16 protein-coding genes are annotated in these 17,931 nt (G+C 59.3%); 6 read left to right on the forward strand and 10 right to left on the reverse strand.

Translation table 11 applies throughout. The annotated features are described in order from the left end of the window. The first annotated feature begins 39 nt into the window (after positions 1-39). The 4 genes from ctaD to PMI35_RS19460 are packed head-to-tail and all read left to right on the forward strand — an operon-like array spanning position 40 to position 3,546. Positions 40-1,815 (forward strand): cytochrome c oxidase subunit I, encoded by a 1,776-nt coding sequence (gene ctaD, locus PMI35_RS19475; RefSeq protein ID WP_008058346.1) that lies wholly within the window; start codon positions 40-42, stop codon positions 1,813-1,815. Then, the gene (locus PMI35_RS19470) at positions 1,812-2,504 is read left to right on the forward strand and encodes a cytochrome c oxidase subunit 3 (RefSeq protein ID WP_008058348.1); all 693 of its coding nucleotides are present in this window, start codon (positions 1,812-1,814) and stop codon (positions 2,502-2,504) included. Before ctaD ends, PMI35_RS19470 begins: the two co-directional genes overlap by 4 nt. Positions 2,505-2,510: 6 nt before the next feature. Continuing rightward, positions 2,511-3,215 (forward strand): heme-copper oxidase subunit III family protein, encoded by a 705-nt coding sequence (locus tag PMI35_RS19465; protein ID WP_008058351.1) that lies wholly within the window; start codon positions 2,511-2,513, stop codon positions 3,213-3,215. A 13-nt stretch (positions 3,216-3,228) separates the two neighbouring features. Next, positions 3,229-3,546, forward strand: coding sequence for a cytochrome C oxidase subunit IV family protein (locus PMI35_RS19460; RefSeq protein ID WP_032831537.1), 318 nt, complete (start codon positions 3,229-3,231; stop codon positions 3,544-3,546). Between the two features lie 32 nt (positions 3,547-3,578). Here the strand turns inward: PMI35_RS19460 and PMI35_RS19455 are convergent, their stop codons facing one another. The 5 genes from PMI35_RS19455 to PMI35_RS19435 all read right to left on the reverse strand — a co-directional run bounded on the left by PMI35_RS19455 (position 3,579) and on the right by PMI35_RS19435 (position 7,280). Then, positions 3,579-4,139, reverse strand: a complete 561-nt coding sequence (locus PMI35_RS19455) for a hypothetical protein (RefSeq protein ID WP_008058360.1) — start codon at positions 4,137-4,139, stop codon at positions 3,579-3,581. A 232-nt stretch (positions 4,140-4,371) separates the two neighbouring features. Next, positions 4,372-4,572, reverse strand: coding sequence for a DNA gyrase inhibitor YacG (yacG, locus tag PMI35_RS19450; protein ID WP_008058361.1), 201 nt, complete (start codon positions 4,570-4,572; stop codon positions 4,372-4,374). After that, positions 4,569-5,192, reverse strand: a complete 624-nt coding sequence (coaE, locus tag PMI35_RS19445; RefSeq protein ID WP_008058362.1) for a dephospho-CoA kinase — start codon at positions 5,190-5,192, stop codon at positions 4,569-4,571. The genes yacG and coaE overlap by 4 nt, the downstream gene beginning before the upstream one ends. Next, a complete protein-coding gene (locus PMI35_RS19440; RefSeq protein WP_008058363.1) occupies positions 5,189-6,061 on the reverse strand; it encodes a prepilin peptidase in 873 nt (290 codons plus the stop codon). The genes coaE and PMI35_RS19440 overlap by 4 nt, the downstream gene beginning before the upstream one ends. Before the next feature lies 1 nt (position 6,062). Further along, complete coding sequence (locus PMI35_RS19435) at positions 6,063-7,280, reverse strand: type II secretion system F family protein (RefSeq protein ID WP_008058366.1); 1,218 nt, start codon at positions 7,278-7,280, stop codon at positions 6,063-6,065. Between the two features lie 309 nt (positions 7,281-7,589). Here PMI35_RS19435 and PMI35_RS19430 point away from each other — a divergent pair, with 309 nt between their 5' ends. Next, the gene (locus PMI35_RS19430) at positions 7,590-8,009 is read left to right on the forward strand and encodes a pilin (protein WP_008058367.1); all 420 of its coding nucleotides are present in this window, start codon (positions 7,590-7,592) and stop codon (positions 8,007-8,009) included. A 309-nt stretch (positions 8,010-8,318) separates the two neighbouring features. Then, positions 8,319-8,672 carry a BON domain-containing protein gene (locus tag PMI35_RS19425; protein ID WP_008058370.1) on the forward strand — a complete coding sequence of 118 codons (354 nt, stop codon included), beginning with the start codon at positions 8,319-8,321 and terminating at the stop codon, positions 8,670-8,672. A gap of 216 nt (positions 8,673-8,888) precedes the next feature. Here the strand turns inward: PMI35_RS19425 and PMI35_RS19420 are convergent, their stop codons facing one another. From PMI35_RS19420 to pgi, 5 genes are all read right to left on the reverse strand, one after another. Then, entirely contained in the window at positions 8,889-11,864 is a 2,976-nt protein-coding gene (locus tag PMI35_RS19420) for a DUF748 domain-containing protein (RefSeq protein ID WP_032831534.1), read from the reverse strand. Between the two features lie 93 nt (positions 11,865-11,957). After that, positions 11,958-12,974 (reverse strand): class I SAM-dependent rRNA methyltransferase, encoded by a 1,017-nt coding sequence (locus PMI35_RS19415; RefSeq protein WP_008058374.1) that lies wholly within the window; start codon positions 12,972-12,974, stop codon positions 11,958-11,960. Positions 12,975-13,037: 63 nt separating this feature from the next. Next, entirely contained in the window at positions 13,038-13,907 is an 870-nt protein-coding gene (locus PMI35_RS19410; RefSeq protein WP_008058376.1) for an oxygenase MpaB family protein, read from the reverse strand. 49 nt (positions 13,908-13,956) lie between these two features. Continuing rightward, positions 13,957-15,894, reverse strand: coding sequence for an acetate--CoA ligase (gene acs / locus PMI35_RS19405; protein ID WP_008058377.1), 1,938 nt, complete (start codon positions 15,892-15,894; stop codon positions 13,957-13,959). Positions 15,895-16,067: 173 nt separating this feature from the next. Continuing rightward, positions 16,068-17,732, reverse strand: a complete 1,665-nt coding sequence (gene pgi, locus PMI35_RS19400) for a glucose-6-phosphate isomerase (protein WP_008058378.1) — start codon at positions 17,730-17,732, stop codon at positions 16,068-16,070. Positions 17,733-17,931: the final 199 nt, after the last annotated feature.

Consider the following 17,931-nt stretch of genomic DNA (forward strand, 5'->3'; position numbering starts at 1 on the left):
GCCAGGAATGCACCGAAACTTCGACAGGAGGATGACGTGATGGCCTATGCGGAGCAAGCCGAAACAGAAGCACTGCACGAACCCAGGAGCTTCCTGACCAAATACATCTGGAGTCAGGACCACAAGGTCATCGCCGTTCAGTATTCCTTGACGGCGCTGTTCGTGGGGCTTATCGCCGTGGTGTTGTCCGGCTTGATGCGCATGCAGATTGGCTTCCCCGGCAGTTTGGCGTTCATGGATGCCAGTACTTACTATCAGGCGATGACCATGCACGGCATGATCATGGTCATTTACTTGCTGACGGCCCTGTTTCTGGGGGGCTTCGGCAACTATCTGATCCCGTTGATGGTGGGCGCCCGTGACATGGTCTTCCCCTATGTCAACATGCTCAGTTACTGGTTCTACCTGCTGGCGGTAGTGGTGCTGCTCGCCAGCTTCTTTGTCCCTGGCGGCCCCACGGGTTCGGGCTGGACGCTTTATCCGCCGCAATCGATCAGTCAGGGCACACCAGGAGTCGAGTGGGGCATCGTGCTGATGCTCGTCTCGCTGGCGATCTTTATCGTCGCCGCCACCATGGGTGGGTTGAACTACGTCACCACGGTGTTGCAGGCGCGCACGCACGGGATGACTCTATTTCGCATGCCGCTCTCCGTGTGGGGCATCTTCATGGCCTCGATCATGGCCTTGCTGGCGTTCCCGGCGTTGTTTGTCAGTGCGGTCATGATGCTGTTCGACAAGCTGTTGGGCACCAGTTTCTTCATGCCGGCGATGATCTCGCTGGGGCAGCAGCTCGATCACCAGGGTGGCAGCCCGATACTGTTCCAGCACCTGTTCTGGTTCTTCGGCCATCCGGAGGTCTACATCGTCGCGCTCCCTGCGTTTGGCCTGGTTTCCGACCTGATCAGCACCCATGCGCGTAAAAACATCTTCGGCTACCGAATGATGGTGTGGGCGATTATTGCCATTGGCGTGCTCAGCTTTGTGGTCTGGGCGCACCACATGTATGTCAGCGGCATGAACCCGTACTTTGGCTTTTTCTTTGCCGTCACCACTTTGATTATCGCGGTGCCGACTGCACTGAAAGTCTACAACTGGGTGCTGACCCTGTGGCAGGGCGACATCCATCTGACCGTGCCGATGCTGTTTGCCCTGGCCTTTATCGTCACTTTCCTGGTGGGCGGCCTGACCGGGTTATTTCTCGGCAATGTGATCGTCGATATTCCGCTCTCGGACACCTATTTCGTCGTTGCCCATTTTCATATGGTCATGGGGGTCGCACCGGTATTGGTGGTGTTCGGCGGCATTTACCATTGGTTCCCGAAAGTCACCGGGCGCATGTTCAACGATACCCTGGGCAAGTTGCATTTCTGGATAACTTTCCTGGGCACCTACGCCATCTTTTTCCCCATGCATTACCTGGGTTTCCAGGGGATGCCTCGTCGGTACTACGCCTATGACAACTACGCCTTCATTCCGCAGTCGGCGCATGAGTTGAATGCCTTCATTACCGTGGTCGCATTGATCGTCGGCGTTTCCCAACTGCTGTTCGTGTTCAACATGGCCTGGAGTGTATTCAAAGGGAAACCCGCGGGCAGTAACCCCTGGGGCGCGGCCAGTCTGGAGTGGCAAACACCGGACACTCCGCCGAAGCACGGGAACTGGGGAGAGAAGTTGCCGGTGGTGCATCGCTGGGCCTATGACTACAGCGTGCCGGGGATAGAGCAGGATTTCGTGCCGCAAACGGTCTCCGCCGAGGAACTGGAGCAAATGCGGCAACTCAGTGCCGGCACCAAAATAGCGGACGTCAAGACATGAACAGACTGCTATTGAGAAATGCCGATGGCGCTGACCCTGGCGGCAGTTGGAATCGCGATCCTGAAGGTGTTCATTCCGCCGAGGGTGCCGATAGAAGCCAGATCGCAAAAACAGGCCTGCGCTTGTTTCTGGCAGTGGTGAGCTCGTTATTCTTGCTATTTTTACTCGCCTTTATCGCCCGCTCACAAATGGCTGACTGGCGACCGCTGGCAGAACCCATGGCGCCGCTGGCCAATCCATGGCAGCTGTGGGCGAATTCGGGTTTTCTGGTATCGAGTTGCATCGCACTGCAGTGGTCGCGCATGGCCGCCCGCCGGGCTCGAATGGACGCAACGGCGATTGCTTTTGTAGTGGGGGGCGGATTTGCCATTGCCTTTCTGGCGGGGCAACTCTGGGTCTGGCAGCAATTTGTGGACTGGGGCTACTTTGTCGCCAGCAATCCGGCCAACAGTTTCTTCTACCTGTTGACCGGCATGCACGGCCTCCACCTGTTGGGCGGGTTGATTGTCTGGGTCTGGATCATCGCTAAATTCCTGCGTCATGTGCCTTTGCCGCAACTCAGCGCCAGCATAGAGCTCTGTGCCATCTATTGGCACTACTTGTTGGGTCTTTGGTTCGTGCTGTTCGCGCTGCTGACCAGTACGCCAGCAACCTATGAAGCCATCGCCAGATTCTGCGGCCTGAGGTGAAAAACCATGGCATCGCATCCGCAAGCCCCCGTCGAGCCCGATCCAGCCAGACCGCTGCCTGCACCGGGTTGGCAGGGCATCGCCAGCGACTGGGCCTCGGATAAGGACGCTTTCAAGCAGGTCCACTGGGGCAAGGCGATGATGTGGATATTCCTGCTCAGCGATACGTTTATTTTCACCTGTTTCCTGACCGGCTACATGTCGGTCCGCATGACCATCACTGACGCGTGGCCGAACCCCAGTGAAGTGTTTGCACTGACGATTGGCGGTAAGGAAATCCCGCTTATCCTGATCGCCATCATGACTTTTGTGCTGATCAGCAGCAGCGGCACCATGGCCATGGCGGTCAATTTCGCCTATCGCCGGGATCGTGCGAAAACCACCGCCCTGATGCTGGCAACCGCGGCCTTGGGGGTGACTTTCGTCGGAATGCAGGCCTTTGAATGGAGCAAGCTCATTTCAGAAGGGGTGCGCCCTTGGGGTAACCCTATGGGGGCGGCACAATTTGGTGCCAGCTTTTTCATGATTACCGGTTTCCACGGACTGCATGTGTCAATCGGCGCCATCTACCTCAGCATTGTGGCGATGAAGGTATTTCGCGGCGATTACGAACGCTCCGGCAACTATCAGAACGTCGAGATAGCCGGGCTTTATTGGCACTTCGTGGATTTGGTGTGGGTGTTTATTTTTGCTTTCTTCTATTTATGGTAGAGGAGCGCGGATGATGGCGCATGTTCAAGGTCAGCAACATCCAATCAGCCTGTATCTCAAGATCTGGGGACTGTTATTCGTCCTCAGCACCCTGTCGTACCTGGTCGACTATTTCCACTTCCATGGTTATCTCAGGTGGGCCCTGATTATCACGTTCATGTTGCTGAAGGCTGGCTTGATTGTTTCCATCTTCATGCACATGGCCTGGGAACGCTTGGCCCTGGTGTACGCGATATTGGTGCCACCTTTATGTTTGCTGGTGTTGGTCGGACTGATGGCCACCGAGGCAGACTATGTGTTCCTCAGTCGGGTCATTTTCTTTGGCCAATAAGCAGCCTTCGGCTGGCCATCAGTCTTGGGGAGCTAACCTGATATCACTCGCTTGAATTGATGCCATTTGTGCTGCCAGGCGACTGTCCAGTGGGGCGCAGCCGTTCCCGTACCGGCGATTTCCAGCATTGGATGATGGCCGATTACCTGGTCCAGTACCGATTCCTGATTCGGTTCAACATCCACGAAGAAGATGTGCTTGCCCTCTTGTATCGCTTGCTTGTAATTGCGGAAGTGAGCGTTCGGCACCTGGAAGCCGAAGAAGCCACCTTCCCAGATGCAGAAGCCCAGGATAACGATGGCAAGGAAGATGAAGGGCATCCAGCCTGCGGCGGATTCGGTCCAGCCCAACCAGTAGGCGCCGCCCAGGACCACTGCGGCGAGTGGGATACCGACCACCGCACCAATCTCACCAGAGTGAACGGCATCCTGTTCCATTAACGAGGTCACCTCGTGGAGGTGATGTTCTTCAACATCGGCAACCTTTTGACTGAGCACGTGAATTTGTTCGGAATTGATGCCACTGGCTTCCAGTTCATTTTCAACGGTTTCAAGATCGTCGAGATTGTCACTGATGTAATAGTGTCGATTCATGCCACACCTCCCATCTCGTGTTGGCGTTGAACCTCCTATGTCCAGCAGCCAATTACCGAGATTGTGCCGTCGGTAACAGTACCCGTGGGGAACGTTGCACATTCATGCAATTCGAGAGAAGTATAGCATTCGCTAAAATGCTGGATTTTAGGGGGCAAGCCCTGAAAAGCAGCATCAGGGCCTGGCTCGCCGGTTCGATTTCGGTCAAATGCCAGGCCGCTGATGATCGGAATCAGTGACGCGGGTCGAAATCGCCGCTGAACAATTCGTCCTCGGCATCCGGGGCCACTGGAATCTTGTGCTCTTCCGACGCCCAGGCGCCCAGGTCGATCAGTTTGCAGCGGTCGGAGCAGAACGGCCGGAATTTGCTCTCGGGGCTCCATTCGACAGGGGCACCGCAGGTTGGGCATTCGACGGTTGGGGTCTGGCTCATGATTGGCCTCCACGCAAAGTAAGGTAAAAGTGATGCAGGCGTTCGACCTCGCTGTGCAGCCAGGCGAGGTCGCGGTCGTTGACCACCACGTCGTCGGCATGGCTTACGCGATCCTGACGGCTGGACTGCGCCTTGAGGATCGCCTGGACCTGCTGTTCGCTGGTCTGGTCACGCCGCAGTGTGCGTTCGATCTGCAACTGTTCGGGGGCATCGATCACCAAAACCCGTTGGGTCATGGCGTACTGGCCGGACTCGATCAGCAGCGGCGAAACCAGGATCGCGTAAGGTGATTTTGCCAGCGCCAGGTGATGGGCAATCTCTTCGGCGATCAGCGGATGCAACAAGGCTTCCAGCCAGCGGCGTTGCTCCGGTACTTCGAAGATCAGTTTGCGCAACGCGGCGCGGTCCAGTTGCCCGTCAGCTTGCAACACGCTGGGACCGAAGTGTTCGGCAATCTTCGCCAGCGCCGGCCGACCCGGTTCCACCACCCAGCGAGCGGCATGATCGGCATCGACCGCATGCACGCCCAGGTCGATAAAGTGTTGGGCCGCCGCACTTTTGCCGCTGCCGATGCCGCCGGTCAAGCCGAGAATCCAGGGTTTTTCCACAGGGGTATTCATTTCAGACCGACAAGCTGCCAATAGAAGTCGGTTATTTGACCACCCCAGAGCAAGGCAATCCAGCCGGCAATGGCCAGATAGGGACCGAAAGGGATAGGTGTGGATGTTTGTGCCTTGCGCAGGCGCAGGTAAATCACGCCGATGATCGCGCCCACCAGGGATGACAAGGCGATCGTCAGCGGCAGGATCTGCCAACCGCCCCAGGCGCCAAACATCGCCAGCAGCTTGAAGTCGCCATGCCCCATGCCGTCCTTGCCGGTGAGCAGCTTGAACACCCAGAACACCGTCCACAGCGCCATGTAGCCGGCAATGGCGCCCCACAACGCCTCAGGCAATGGCACGAACAGGTCGAGGCTGTTGACGATCAGCCCCAGCCACATCAACGGTAGCACCAGTACATCCGGCAGCAGTTGATGCTCGGCGTCGATCAGGCTCATGGCCAGCAAGCCCCAGGTCAGGAGCATCGCCATGCCGGCTTGCCAGCCGAAACCAAAGTGCCAGGCAATGAACGCCGACAGGAGGGCGCAGGCCAGCTCGGTCAATGGATAGCGTTTGCTGATCGGCGTCGCGCAGGCCGAACAGCGCCCGCGCAGGAACAGGAAGCTGAACACTGGAATGTTTTCCCAGGCACGAATCCGGTGGCTGCAATGTGGGCACTGGGAGTGCGGCAGCATCAGATTGTAGGTCGGCAGCGGCGTTTCGCCGGGCAGCCCGAGGATCTCATGGGCCTGCACGCGCCAGTCGCGCTCGAGCATTTTCGGCAGGCGCCGCACCAGTACATTGAGGAAGCTGCCAACCAGCAGGCCGACCACCCCGGCGATGACGACGAAAGCCAGCGGGAAGTGGGTCAGAATTTCGTTCAAGGGCATGTCAGATCGCTGAGCCGAGTTGGAAGATGGGCAGGTACATCGCGACCACCAGGCCGCCGACAATAACACCCAGCACCACCATGATGAACGGTTCCATGAGGCTTGTGAGGTTGTCGACCATATTGTCGACCTCGTCCTCGTAGAAACCGGCGACCTTGTCCAGCATGTCGTCGAGGGCGCCAGACTCCTCGCCAATGGCGGTCATCTGCACGGCCATGTTCGGGAAAACACCGGACGTGCGCATGGAAAAATTCAGCTGCATGCCCGTCGCCACGTCCTGCCGGATGCGCAACACCGCGCGTTTGAACACGATGTTGCCGGTGGCGCCGGCCACCGACTCCAGGGCTTCGACCAGCGGTACGCCGGCGGCGAAGGTCGTCGACAGCGTGCGGGCGAAACGGGCCACCGCGGACTTGTACATCAAGGTACCTGTCAAAGGCAGTTTCAGCAGCCAGGTGTCCATTCGGTCGCGAAAACCTTGTGAGGTTTTCTGGGTGTGGCGCACAGCCAGAGCAGCCGCAATGAGTGAGCCCAGCAACATCCACCACCACGCTTGCATGAACTGCGACAGGTCGATGACCATCAAGGTGAAGCCCGGCAATTCAGCACCAAAGCCCTTGAACACCGATTCGAATTGCGGCACCACCTTGATCAGCAGGATGCCGGTCACGATGATCGCGACGCACACGACGATCAGCGGGTAGGTCATGGCTTTCTTGATCTTCGCCTTGAGGCTTTCGCTTTTTTCCTTGTAGGTCGCCACCCGTTCCAGCAGGGTGTCCAGCGCGCCGGCCTGCTCCCCGGCGTCCACCAGGTTGCAGTACAACTCATCGAAGTATTGCGGTTTTTTGCGCAGAGCCGCGGCGAAGCTGTTGCCCGCCGCCACTTCCTGTTTCACCTCTTCGACCAGCTTGCGCATGGCCGGGTTGTCGAAGCCTTCGCCGATGATGTCGAACGACTGCAACAACGGCACGCCGGCCTTCATCATGGTTGCCATCTGCCGGGTGAAGAGGGCAATGTCCTGGGCCTTGATGCGTTTGCCCAGATTGAAAATCGACGTGGTTTTCCTGCGCACCTTGCCGGGATTGATGCCTTGCTTGCGCAATTGCGCCTTGATCAGCGCCGGGTTTTGACCGCTCAACTCGCCCGTCACCTTCGTGCCTTTCCTGTCTGTACCTTCCCAGGTGTACACGCCGGTTCTTGCTGCCTTGACTGCCATGTTCAGTCCTTGCTGACCCGTTAATAACGCCGTTGCATTGATCGCAACCGACCCTCATAGATCGTGAATGTGCCGATGCGTTCCTCGGAATACCGGGTACAAGGCATTCAAGACTTATAGCCTAGTCAATCGGTGGAACCAAACCAGCGCTCTTGAGGTGACAAAAAGTGTCAGATAGTGCGGTTCCTGGGGGTAAGAAGGGGGGGGTGACAACCGTGCACCCCGCGAACAGGGCGCCACGGGCTTGGCATGGGCTGTGCTGCAGACGGTGCAGATCATGAGATTTCGACTCATGCACGGAGGCTGTCATTGAACAATCAAAAAGGTTTTACCCTGATCGAGTTACTGATAGTGGTGGCGATCATCGGGATTCTGGCGACGTTTGCGCTCCCTGCTTACTCCAAGTACCAGGCGCGGGCCAAGGTTACGGCCGGGCTGGCCGAGATTTCAGCGTTGAAGGTGCCGTTTGAAGACCTGATGAACCAGGGGACGGACCCGGATCTGGCGCAGGTGGGCGGTTCCGCCAGCACGTCCAACTGCACCATGACCGCAGCGGGCAACGCCGCAGAGGGAACGGGCACGATTGGTTGCACCATCCTCAATGCTCCGGCGCAGGTGCTGAATAAAACCATTACCCTGACGCGCTCATTGACTGGCTGGGCGTGCACCACTGGTGTCGACCAGCAATACGCGCCGAAAGGCTGCACGGGCGTTGCGCCGCAAGCTTGATCCATTGGTTTATTGCCTGATACCCCGCCGCTGCGGGGTATTTTTTTGCTCGCTGTTCAGAAACATCGAGTAATTGAGAAAACTTCCAAAAATTCATGGCCTTAGGCCTTCTTCAAAACCCGCAACTTGCATGTCGATAATGTCCAACTCATGCATTTTGCATGATTGTGAAAAATGACTGTTTTTATAACTTATTGATTTATAAGAAGTTAATGTTTGTTTCAAAGTTGGCACAGCGTTCGCAATATCCCTGGTAACCCTGCTGACAGATCACCCAGCAGACTTTCCAGAAAAACAGGAGTTACTCGTATGAAGAAGTTCGCTATTGCTGCCGCTACTGCTACCGCGCTGACCCTGACCATGGCCAACGCTGCATTTGCCCAGACTCAGGTCACACAAGGCCCGATGATGCTGGCCGCCGGTGAAATGACCGAAGCGAAAGAGGATGTTTCCGATACCTGGATCACTACCAAAGTTAAATCAGACCTGGTCACCGAGAAAGGCATTCCGGGTACCGATATCAAAGTAGAAACCAACAAAGGTGTTGTGTCCCTGTCGTCCACTGTTGCGGTAACGGATGCCCAGAAATCCACCGCCGTGGCAATCACCAAGAAAATCAAAGGCGTCAAGGCGGTCTCCGCTGACGGCCTGAAAGCCGAGTAAGGCAAGACTTCTCGCCTGGACTGGGAGAAGGCGCGGCAGGCGGGCTGAGTCATACGCCTGCCGCAACTTAGAAGTTCATGCGACCGGCCACAAGGACGTGGCCATTACAGGCCCTGGCATTCGTGTCGGGGCCTGTTCTATTCAAAGCAAAAGATCGCAGCCTGCGGCAGGTCCTACATCGGAGCTGCCGCAGGCTGCGATCTTTTGACCTTTAGTTCACTCGGCGTCCAGATGCAGTGGCGTAACGACCTTGCCGTCTTTTTCCGCTTCGCCCAACTGGGCATCGATGAAGTACACACGGTCGTCGGCAAGCTGACCCTTGTCGACCAGATAATCCTTGATGCTGCTGGCGCGTTCCTGCCCCAGCTCACGCAACAGCACTTCGCTGGAGCTCCAGTACTGGATCACGTCCGCACGCATTTTCGCGGTGCGTTCTTCCTTGCCCAGGTCTTTCCATTCAGCAGGTGGCTGGACCTTCAGGCGTGTGCGGTAGATCCCTTCCAGCAGCGGACCTTTCTCGCTGTCTGGCACTTCCAGCAACGCAGCCTTTGCCGGCACCTTGTCGCCACGGCGCTGGAGCATTTTGTAGTAGTTGTACTGATATTCCCGTTCCAGGCGTTGCTCGGCGATCAGCGGGCCGTCACTGCTCTTGGCGGCGGTGCCTTCGATTTCCAGGCGCAGGGCCGGACGTTCCTTGAGGGCTTGGGACAGTTTGACCAGTGCCGCTTCGGCGTCCTTGTTCAACTCGCTCGAGCCCGGGGCGAATGCCACGGTACCCAGGTCTTGCGAACCGCCACCGGCCACCAGGCCGCCAATGAGCTTGAACGGCGCGGCGGCGGCCTTGACGATCAGGTTGCGCAGGGTCTGCCAGACAATCGGCATCACGCTGAACTGCGGATTGTTCAGGTCGCCGCTCACCGGCAGTTCGATGGAAATCTTGCCGTCGACATCCTTGAGCAAGGCGATGGCCAGTTTCAGCGGCAGGCTCACGGCATCCGGGCTGTCGACTTTTTCGCCCAGTTGCAACTGCTCGACCACCACTTTGTTTTCAGCCTTGAGCTGGCCCTTGACGATCACGTAATGCAGATCGAGGTTGAGCCGGCCCTTGCGGATGCGATAACCGGCGAATTTGCCGGAGTAGGGGGTCAATGTGGTCAGTTCCACACGTTTGAAGCTGGTGGCGATGTCGAGGCTGGCCATCGGGTCGAACGGGTTGACCGCGCCCTTGATGGTCACCGGTGCATAGCGGTCAACCTTGCCTTTGATGTCGACACTGGCTGGTTTCGCCTGGCGGCTGTCGATGGTACCGATCGTACCGTTGAGCTGCTGGATGGCGGTGGCGAAGTTCGGGGTCAGGCTGAAGTCGGCGAAGTTCGCGGAACCGTCGTTGATGGCAATGCCACCGATATGGATGCCCAGGGGCTTGTCCTTGCTGGCGGCGGGTTTGGCGGCGGCAGGCTTAGCGGCGACAGGCTTGGCGCCAGCGCCAGTGTCGGCCGGTTGCGGGATCAGCAGGTCATCAATGTTGGTGGTCCGGTCATCGTTGATCATCAAACGCGCATAGGGTTGCAGCAGGTTGATCTTGTCGATCGAAACGCTGTCGCCGTGTTGGTAGTTCAAGCCTTCGACCACCAACCTTTGCCACTTGAGAAAGTCGCGGGTTTTCAGGGTGTCGAGGGTATGCAGTTGATCGACCTGGGCACGGCCGGTGACGCTGAGCGCCAGCGGTTCGGTGCTTTTGAGGTTGACCGCCAGGTCGCTGCCGAGCATACCGCTACGCAGTTCCAGGCGAATGAACGGGCTGATGTAGGACTGGGCGACTCGCAGGTCGATGTCCTTGGTCTGCACGTTGAGCCTGGCGCTGACCGGCGCCAGGTTGACCTCGCCATCGGCCGTGAGCCTGCCCTGTTTACCTACGCCGGTGTCGAGCTTGAGAGCGAAGGGCGAGCCATTGAGGCTGTCGAACTTCTGCAAGTCGAGATTTAGCGGGCTCAGTTCCAGCTCCACCGCAGGCTGCGCTTTGCGGTCCACCAGATGCACTTTGTAATCGCGCAATTGCACATCGTTAAGCAGCACTTGCCAGGGTTTACCGGGCGCCGCCGGTTCGGGTTTCGGCGAATCGGCGGCCGCCGGGGTGCTCGGCGGTTCGGCGTTGGCCTTGGCTGCCGGTTTGGACGGTTGGCTGGCGAACAGTTTCTGCCAGTCGAGTTGCCCGTCGGCTTCCAGGGCTGCCCAGGTTTCCAGCTTGTGGCTGCGGATCTTGCCGACCACCACTTGTTGCTTGGCCAGGTCTACCGTGGTTTCGCTGATGTCCAGACGCTCGAGTTTCGCCAGCGAGCGTCCGTCCGGGGCCTTGATCGCGAAGGGGGCGATACTGACCGCGACGTTGTTCAGCAGCAGTTCGGTTTGCTTGGCCAGGCTGAGCTTGTAGTCGGTACTGAGGCTGATCACACCGCTTTCGAGGTCCAGTGGCACGGCGTCGCGCACATAGGGCCAAAAAGCCTTCATCTTGCCGTCGGTGATTTTCAGCTTACCTTCGGAAGCAAGCGGAATCAGGCTGAAGTTGCCGGTCCAGTCGATCTGGCCACCGTGGGGGCCGATCGCCACCAGCGTCATGTCGGCACTGTCTTCGGGCAGGGTGCTGAGGTTCTTGAGTTCGAAATCGAGTTTGTCGTAGAGGAATTCGATGGGTTCGCTGGGGCGTGCATCCTGGAAGTGCAGCGATCCATCCACCAGCTTGATGCGGTCGATGCGCAGCGGGAAAGGCTTGGCGTCAGGATCGGCTGGCGTCGGTTCGCTGGTCGGTAATTTGAACAAGCCGATCAGGTTGAGTTTCCCGTCCTTTGCGAAGAGCACCTCGGTCTTGGATTTTTCCAGCTCGATATCCGACAGATGCAGCGCCTTGGTCCAGAGGCTATCCAATTGCAGGTTGGCGTACAGGCGTTCGAAGCCGACCTGCTCCTTGCCGGGCTCGCCGATGTTCAGGCCCCAAAGGGTCACTTCAAGGCTGAAGGGATTGAGTTCGATGCGCTGGAGTGTGGCGGGCGTTGTCGCGTAGTTGGCCAACTGCTGGTTGACCAGGCGCAAGGCAATGCCTGGCAAAATCAGAAACCCCAGCAGGCTGTAGAGGGCCAGAGCAGTCAACAAGGCGCCGATGGCGCGAATCAATCCTTTGTACATGTGAGGCTTCATCTGTCTGGATCGGAGTGCCTTGGAGTATGGCACGCGATTTCGGTTCCGAAGTCCTCACATCGAGCAGGATTTATCTGAAAACAACGGCGACTTTCAGAACTGCAGAATCAGGGTTTTCAGGGGCGGCTGCTGGTCCATCGACGGGAAGTCGCCGCCTGGTTTCATGACGGTCCACTCCCGTACCGGCCGGCCGGCCTTCTCGGCGCAACGCAAGACCTGCTCGCGCCAGTCGTCCATGCTGACTTTTGCCAGGTTGTTGCAGCAGATCAGCACGCCGTTGTCTGCGGTGGTCAGCAATGCCGGCTTGAGCAGGCTCTGGTAGTCGCGCAGCAGGTCGACGGTGCCAAAAGCACTCTTGGCCCAGGCAGGGGGATCGAGCAGCACCAGGTCGTACTGGCGCTGCTCCAGGCGTTGATAGCTCGGCAGTTTCTGCCCGCGACGCTGGCTGATGGGCAGGCCGGCCATCTGGCGAATGGCCGGAAAGTAGTCGGACTGGATGAACTCCATGGTCGGCAACTGCGGGTTGAGCAAGCCATTCTCGCGACCGACCGCCAGGTTGCCTTCGGCAAAGTCCAGGTTGCAAACCTCGCTGGCACCACCGGCTGCGGCGCTGAGGCCGACCCCGCAGGTGTAGGCGAACAGGTTCAGCACGCGCTTTTTCCTGCTGTGCTCCTTGACCCAGCCACGGGTGTTGCGCAGGTCGAGGAACAGCAGTGGATCTTGCCCGGTGTGACGCCCGCGTACCCGGTAATTGAGGCCCCACTCGTGGCCAACCAGGTCTTGCAGCGCGGCTTCGTCAGCGCGGTAGACGGTGTCTTCACGGTCGATGCGCGAGTTGCCACGGGAGCGGTCGTTGTAGACCAGCAGGGTTTCAAACCCCAGGTGTTGATTGACGATTTCGTGCAAGTGCAGCAACGCCTCGCGCTCCAGCGACTGGTGGAAGCTTTGCACCATCAGTTGCGGGCCGTAGCGGTCGATCGTCAGCCCCCCGGCGCCTTCCTGGCTGCCATGGAACAGGCGATAGCAGTCGGTGCCCTGGCTGTGCAGCTCGGCCAGCAGGCCTTGGCGATATTCAAGGGCGGCGCGCAGCGCCTGGTTCAAGGATGACATGCTGGGCGCCTTGCAGGAGGAATTGGGCGCGGGAGTTTACCAGCTTCGCGAGCAGGCTCGCTCCTACAACAGCCCCATTCGCCGTTTCGCACGATGCACCGAACCATTGCGCACCGCCCAGCGCAGCATCGGCGCACTGCGATTGACGCTGGCGCGGATCAGTTTGCGTTGCAGCGGCCCTTGGCTCACACCAAGCATGTCACTAGCCCAGTCCGGCAGCAGGTCGATCCCGGCCTGCATCATCAAACCGCCGAAAGGCCTGGCCAGACGACTGGGGGAGGGGGCGTTCAACAACAGCCGCAGCACTTCACGACTGCGCTCGTCGCACAACAATTGCGGGCGCACGCGCTCGAGATAAGCGGTGATTTCCTGCCGGGAGCGCGGCACGTCACGGGCGCCCAGGCGTTCGGCCACCAAGGCGATCTCGGCGTAGTACCGATCCTGGTCGGCCAGGGACAGCTGCGGGTTTCGATAGCGCAAATGCGCGGCGAGGAAGTTGCTGACCTCGGCCACGTGCACCCAGGTCAGCAGGTCGGGATCGCTGGCGGCGTAGGGCCGGCCATCGGGCGCGGTGCCGGTGACTTGCAGGTGGATGGTGCGAACTTTCTCGATCAGCCAGTCGGCGTCCTGTTGTGAGCCGAAGGTGGTGCCGGAAATGAATTGCCCGGTGCGGCGCAGGCGACCGAGCATGTCCTCGCGAAAATTCGAATGGTCCCAGACACCGGCCAGGGCCAGCGGGTGCAGCGCTTGCAACATCAGGGCGCTGATACCGCCGATCAGCATGCTGCTGAAGTCGCCGTGGACTTGCCAGCTCACCGAATCCGGTCCGAACAACCCGGGGTCGCCCTTGGGATTTTCCAGATCGAGCTTGCCCAGGGACAGACCGGTCAGGCTCATGATCTGGGTTTCAATGCGGGTACGGATGAATTCCATGGAGGCTCGTGGCAGAGGGAGGGGCGCGGCCACGGTCGCGCCCTGGGGGTTATTGATTCAGGCGCTTGTCGATCAAGCCCTGGACCACGCTGGGGTCGGCCAAGGTCGAGGTATCGCCCAGGCTGTCCAGTTCGTTGCAGGCGATCTTGCGCAGAATGCGCCGCATGATCTTGCCCGAACGGGTTTTCGGCAAGGCCGGCGCCCACTGGATCAGGTCGGGCTTGGCGAAACTGCCGATCTCCTTGCTGACGTGGGCCAGCAAGGTTTTTTTCAGTTCTTCGTTGGCCTCGACGCCGTTCATGGGGGTGACGAAGGCGTAGATGCCCTGGCCCTTGACGTCATGGGGGTAACCGACCACGGCGGCTTCGGCGATGCTGTCGTGCAGAACCAGGGCGCTTTCCACTTCGGCGGTGCCGATGCGGTGCCCGGAGACATTGATGACATCGTCGATACGCCCGGTGATCCAGTAGTCGCCATCTTCGTCGCGGCGGGCGCCATCGCCGGTGAAATAGTAACCGGGATAGGGCTTGAAGTAGGTGTCGACCATCCGTTGCGGGTCGCGGTAGACGCTGCGGATCTGCGCCGGCCAGCTTGATTTCAGGGCGAGCACGCCGCTGCCGGCGCCTTTGATTTCCTTGCCATGCTCGTCCAGCAGCACCGGTTGCACGCCGAACATCGGTTTTGTCGCGCAGCCGGGTTTGATGTGTTGGGCACTGACCAGCGGGCTGAGCATGATGCCGCCGGTTTCGGTCTGCCACCATGTGTCGACGATCGGGCAACGCTGTTCGCCGACGACATTGAAGTACCACTCCCAGGCTTCCGGATTGATCGGCTCACCGACGGTGCCGAGCAATCTGAGGCTGGCGCGGGACGTTTCCTGCAACGGTTCTGCACCTTCGCGCATCAGGGCGCGCAGCGCGGTGGGGGCGGTGTAGAAAATGTTCACCTTGTGCTTGTCGATCACCTGCCAGAACCGCGAGGTGCTCGGGTAGCTCGGCACGCCTTCGAAGATCAGGGTGGTGGCGCCATTGGCCAGCGGGCCGTAGACGATGTAGCTGTGACCAGTGACCCAGCCGACATCGGCGGTGCACCAGAACACTTCGCCATCGAGGTAGTCCAGTACATATTTGAAGGTCATTGCCGCTTGCAGCAAGTAGCCACCCGTGGTGTGCAGCACGCCTTTGGGTTTGCCGGTACTGCCGGAGGTGTAGAGGATGAAGAGCGGGTCTTCGGCGTCCATCGGCTCGGGCGGGCAGTCGTCGCCGACATCGCGCAGCGCCTGGTGGTACCAGAGGTCGCGGCCCTCGACCCAGTCCACCTGGTTCTGTGTCCGTTCGACCACGACCACGGTGCTGACATCCGGGCAGCTTTGCAGCGCCTTGTCGACATTGTGCTTGAGCGGCACGAACTTGCCGCCGCGCACGCCTTCATCGGCGGTAATCACTGTGCGGCAGTCGGCGTCTAGGATCCGGTCGCGAAGCGAATCCGGCGAGAAGCCACCGAACACCACCGAATGCACTGCACCGATGCGCGTGCAGGCGAGCATGGCGTAGGCCGCTTCAGGGATCATCGGCATGTAGATGCACACCCGGTCGCCTTTCTTCACGCCACGGCTTTTGAGCACGTTGGCCAGGCGGCAGACGTAATGGTGCAGTTTTTTGTAGGTGATCTGGGTGGATTCGGCAGGATCGTCGCCTTCCCAGATGATCGCGGTCTGATCGCCGCGGGTTGCCAGGTGACGGTCGATGCAGTTGTAGCTGACGTTCAGCCTGGCGCCGGCAAACCAGTGGGCTTCACCGGTTTTCAGATCGTAGCGCTGGACGGTCTGCCAGGGCGTGCTCCAGTCGAGGAAGCGGTTGGCCTGTTCGGCCCAGAAGGTGCTGGGGTGCTCGATGGATTCGCGGTAGAGGCGGTGATAGTCGTCTTGACTCAGTTGTGCAGCCCGGCGCACGGCATCGGCTTTGGGGAACGTGCTGATATCGAACATGACGGTTCCTTCTTCTTGTTTTGAGGACAAGAGGGGAGCTGCGCGACCCTCGTAGGAGCTGGCTTGCCAGCGAAGACGGTGTATCAGTCAATACTTATGTCGACTGACACACCGCTTTCGCCGGCAAGCCGGGCTCCTACAAGGTTAGTACCACCCGCAGGATAAGCGTCAAATCAACCGCGGTGACGCCCGCGGAAGTAATTGATCAAGCCCTGGGTGGACGCGTCGTCAGCCGGGGTTTCCTCGCTGCCGACCAGGCGGTTGTAGACGCCTTTGCCCAGCTCCTTGCCCAGCTCCACACCCCATTGGTCGAAGGCGTTGATGCCCCAGACCACGCTTTGCACGAACACTTTGTGTTCGTACATCGCCACCAGCGCACCCAGGCGCCGCGGGCTGATGCGCTCGACCACCAGGGTGTTGCTCGGACGGTTGCCCGGGATCACCTTGTGCGGTGCGAGTTTATGCACTTCTTCTTCGCTCATGCCCTTGTCGCGCAGTTCGGCTTCAGCTTCGGCCAAAGTCTTGCCGAGCATCAACGCCTGGCTTTGCGACAGGCAGTTGGCATACAGCCACTGGTGGTGGTCGGCTACCGGGTTGAAGCTGACGATCGGCACGATGAAGTCGGCCGGGATCAGCTGGGTGCCCTGGTGCAGCAACTGGTGGTAAGCGTGCTGGCCGTTGCAGCCCACGCCGCCCCAGATCACCGGGCCGGTATCGGTACTTACGGGCGTACCGTCCTGGCGCACGCTCTTGCCATTGGATTCCATGTCCAGCTGTTGCAGGTGCTTGGTGATGTTGCGCAGGTAGTGGTCGTACGGCAGGATCGCGTGGCTTTGCGCGCCCCAGAAGTTGCCATACCAGACGCCGAGCAGGGCCAGCAGCACCGGCATGTTCTGTTCGAACGGGGTGTTGAGGAAGTGCTGGTCCATGGTGTAGGCACCGGACAGCAGTTCCTTGAAGTTCGACATGCCGATGGCCAGGGCGATCGGCAGGCCGATGGCCGACCACAGCGAGTAACGCCCGCCCACCCAGTCCCACATCGGGAAGATGTTTTCTTCGCGGATGCCGAACGCCACGGCGGCAGCGTTGTTGCTCGACACCGCGATGAAGTGGCGATGCAGCTCGGCTTCCGAACCACCCTGTGCCAGGTACCAGGCACGTGCAGCCTGGGCGTTTTTCAGGGTTTCGAGGGTGTTGAAGGATTTCGACGAGACGATGAACAGGGTGGTCTCGGCGCGCAGTTTCAGCGCCAGTTCATGGAACTCGCTGCCATCGATGTTCGCCAGGTAGTGGCAGCGCACACCCTTCTGGGCATAGGCCAGCAGGGCTTCGGACACCAGCTCCGGGCCGAGGAAAGAACCGCCGATGCCGATGTTGACCACATCAGTGATCGGCTTCTCGGAGTAGCCGCGCCACAGGCCATCATGGATACGGCCCACCAGGTCGGTGATCTGGTTCAGCACCTTGTGCACTTCAGGCATCACGTTGACGCCGTTGACCGACAGCTTGTCGCCGACCGGACGGCGCAGGGCGGTGTGCAGGGCGGGGCGGCCTTCGGAGGCGTTGACGATTTCGCCATCGAACAGCGATTTGATCGCGCCCTTGAGGTCGACTTCGTTGGCCAGGCACACCAGCAAGTCGCGGGTCTGGGCGTTGATCAGGTTTTTCGAATAGTCGAGAAACAGGCCGCAGCTGCTGAGGGTGAATTGGTTAAAACGCTGCGGGTCGGCATTGAAGGCCTCGCGCATGTTGAAATCCTGCATGGCCTGGCGGTGGTCTTTCAACGCTTGCCAGGCTGGCAGGGCGGTCACGTCGTGGGGGGTGCGGTAATACGCCATCGCTGCGGGTTTCCTTTTACTTGAACTGCCTTTAAGACACTGAAAATACCGGAATGTCCTGACCACTGTCTGGGTGGTACCCGGTTAGCCTGCGTGCACACGATTAAATAGCGCAGGCCGGTAACAGTAAACCCAGAGCGACGATCTGTCTTGGCTTTGTCGGACCTGCGACCGGTACTTTTTTATACCGGCGCGGTCT

The organism is Pseudomonas sp. GM78 (assembly GCF_000282475.1).
Classification (GTDB): Bacteria; Pseudomonadota; Gammaproteobacteria; order Pseudomonadales; family Pseudomonadaceae; genus Aquipseudomonas.

What these genes read in the sequence shown, in the direction of transcription:
- ctaD (WP_008058346.1), top strand. Translation starts at nt 40, where the DNA reads ATGGCCTATGCGGAGCAAGCCGAAACAGAAGCACTGCACGAACCCAGG.
- PMI35_RS19470 (WP_008058348.1), top strand. Translation starts at nt 1,812, where the DNA reads ATGAACAGACTGCTATTGAGAAATGCCGATGGCGCTGACCCTGGCGGC.
- PMI35_RS19465 (WP_008058351.1), top strand. Translation starts at nt 2,511, where the DNA reads ATGGCATCGCATCCGCAAGCCCCCGTCGAGCCCGATCCAGCCAGACCG.
- PMI35_RS19460 (WP_032831537.1), top strand. Translation starts at nt 3,229, where the DNA reads ATGGCGCATGTTCAAGGTCAGCAACATCCAATCAGCCTGTATCTCAAG.
- PMI35_RS19455 (WP_008058360.1), bottom strand. Translation starts at nt 4,139, where the DNA reads ATGAATCGACACTATTACATCAGTGACAATCTCGACGATCTTGAAACC.
- yacG (WP_008058361.1), bottom strand. Translation starts at nt 4,572, where the DNA reads ATGAGCCAGACCCCAACCGTCGAATGCCCAACCTGCGGTGCCCCTGTC.
- coaE (WP_008058362.1), bottom strand. Translation starts at nt 5,192, where the DNA reads ATGAATACCCCTGTGGAAAAACCCTGGATTCTCGGCTTGACCGGCGGC.
- PMI35_RS19440 (WP_008058363.1), bottom strand. Translation starts at nt 6,061, where the DNA reads ATGCCCTTGAACGAAATTCTGACCCACTTCCCGCTGGCTTTCGTCGTC.
- PMI35_RS19435 (WP_008058366.1), bottom strand. Translation starts at nt 7,280, where the DNA reads ATGGCAGTCAAGGCAGCAAGAACCGGCGTGTACACCTGGGAAGGTACA.
- PMI35_RS19425 (WP_008058370.1), top strand. Translation starts at nt 8,319, where the DNA reads ATGAAGAAGTTCGCTATTGCTGCCGCTACTGCTACCGCGCTGACCCTG.
- PMI35_RS19420 (WP_032831534.1), bottom strand. Translation starts at nt 11,864, where the DNA reads ATGAAGCCTCACATGTACAAAGGATTGATTCGCGCCATCGGCGCCTTG.
- PMI35_RS19415 (WP_008058374.1), bottom strand. Translation starts at nt 12,974, where the DNA reads ATGTCATCCTTGAACCAGGCGCTGCGCGCCGCCCTTGAATATCGCCAA.
- PMI35_RS19410 (WP_008058376.1), bottom strand. Translation starts at nt 13,907, where the DNA reads ATGGAATTCATCCGTACCCGCATTGAAACCCAGATCATGAGCCTGACC.
- acs (WP_008058377.1), bottom strand. Translation starts at nt 15,894, where the DNA reads ATGTTCGATATCAGCACGTTCCCCAAAGCCGATGCCGTGCGCCGGGCT.
- pgi (WP_008058378.1), bottom strand. Translation starts at nt 17,732, where the DNA reads ATGGCGTATTACCGCACCCCCCACGACGTGACCGCCCTGCCAGCCTGG.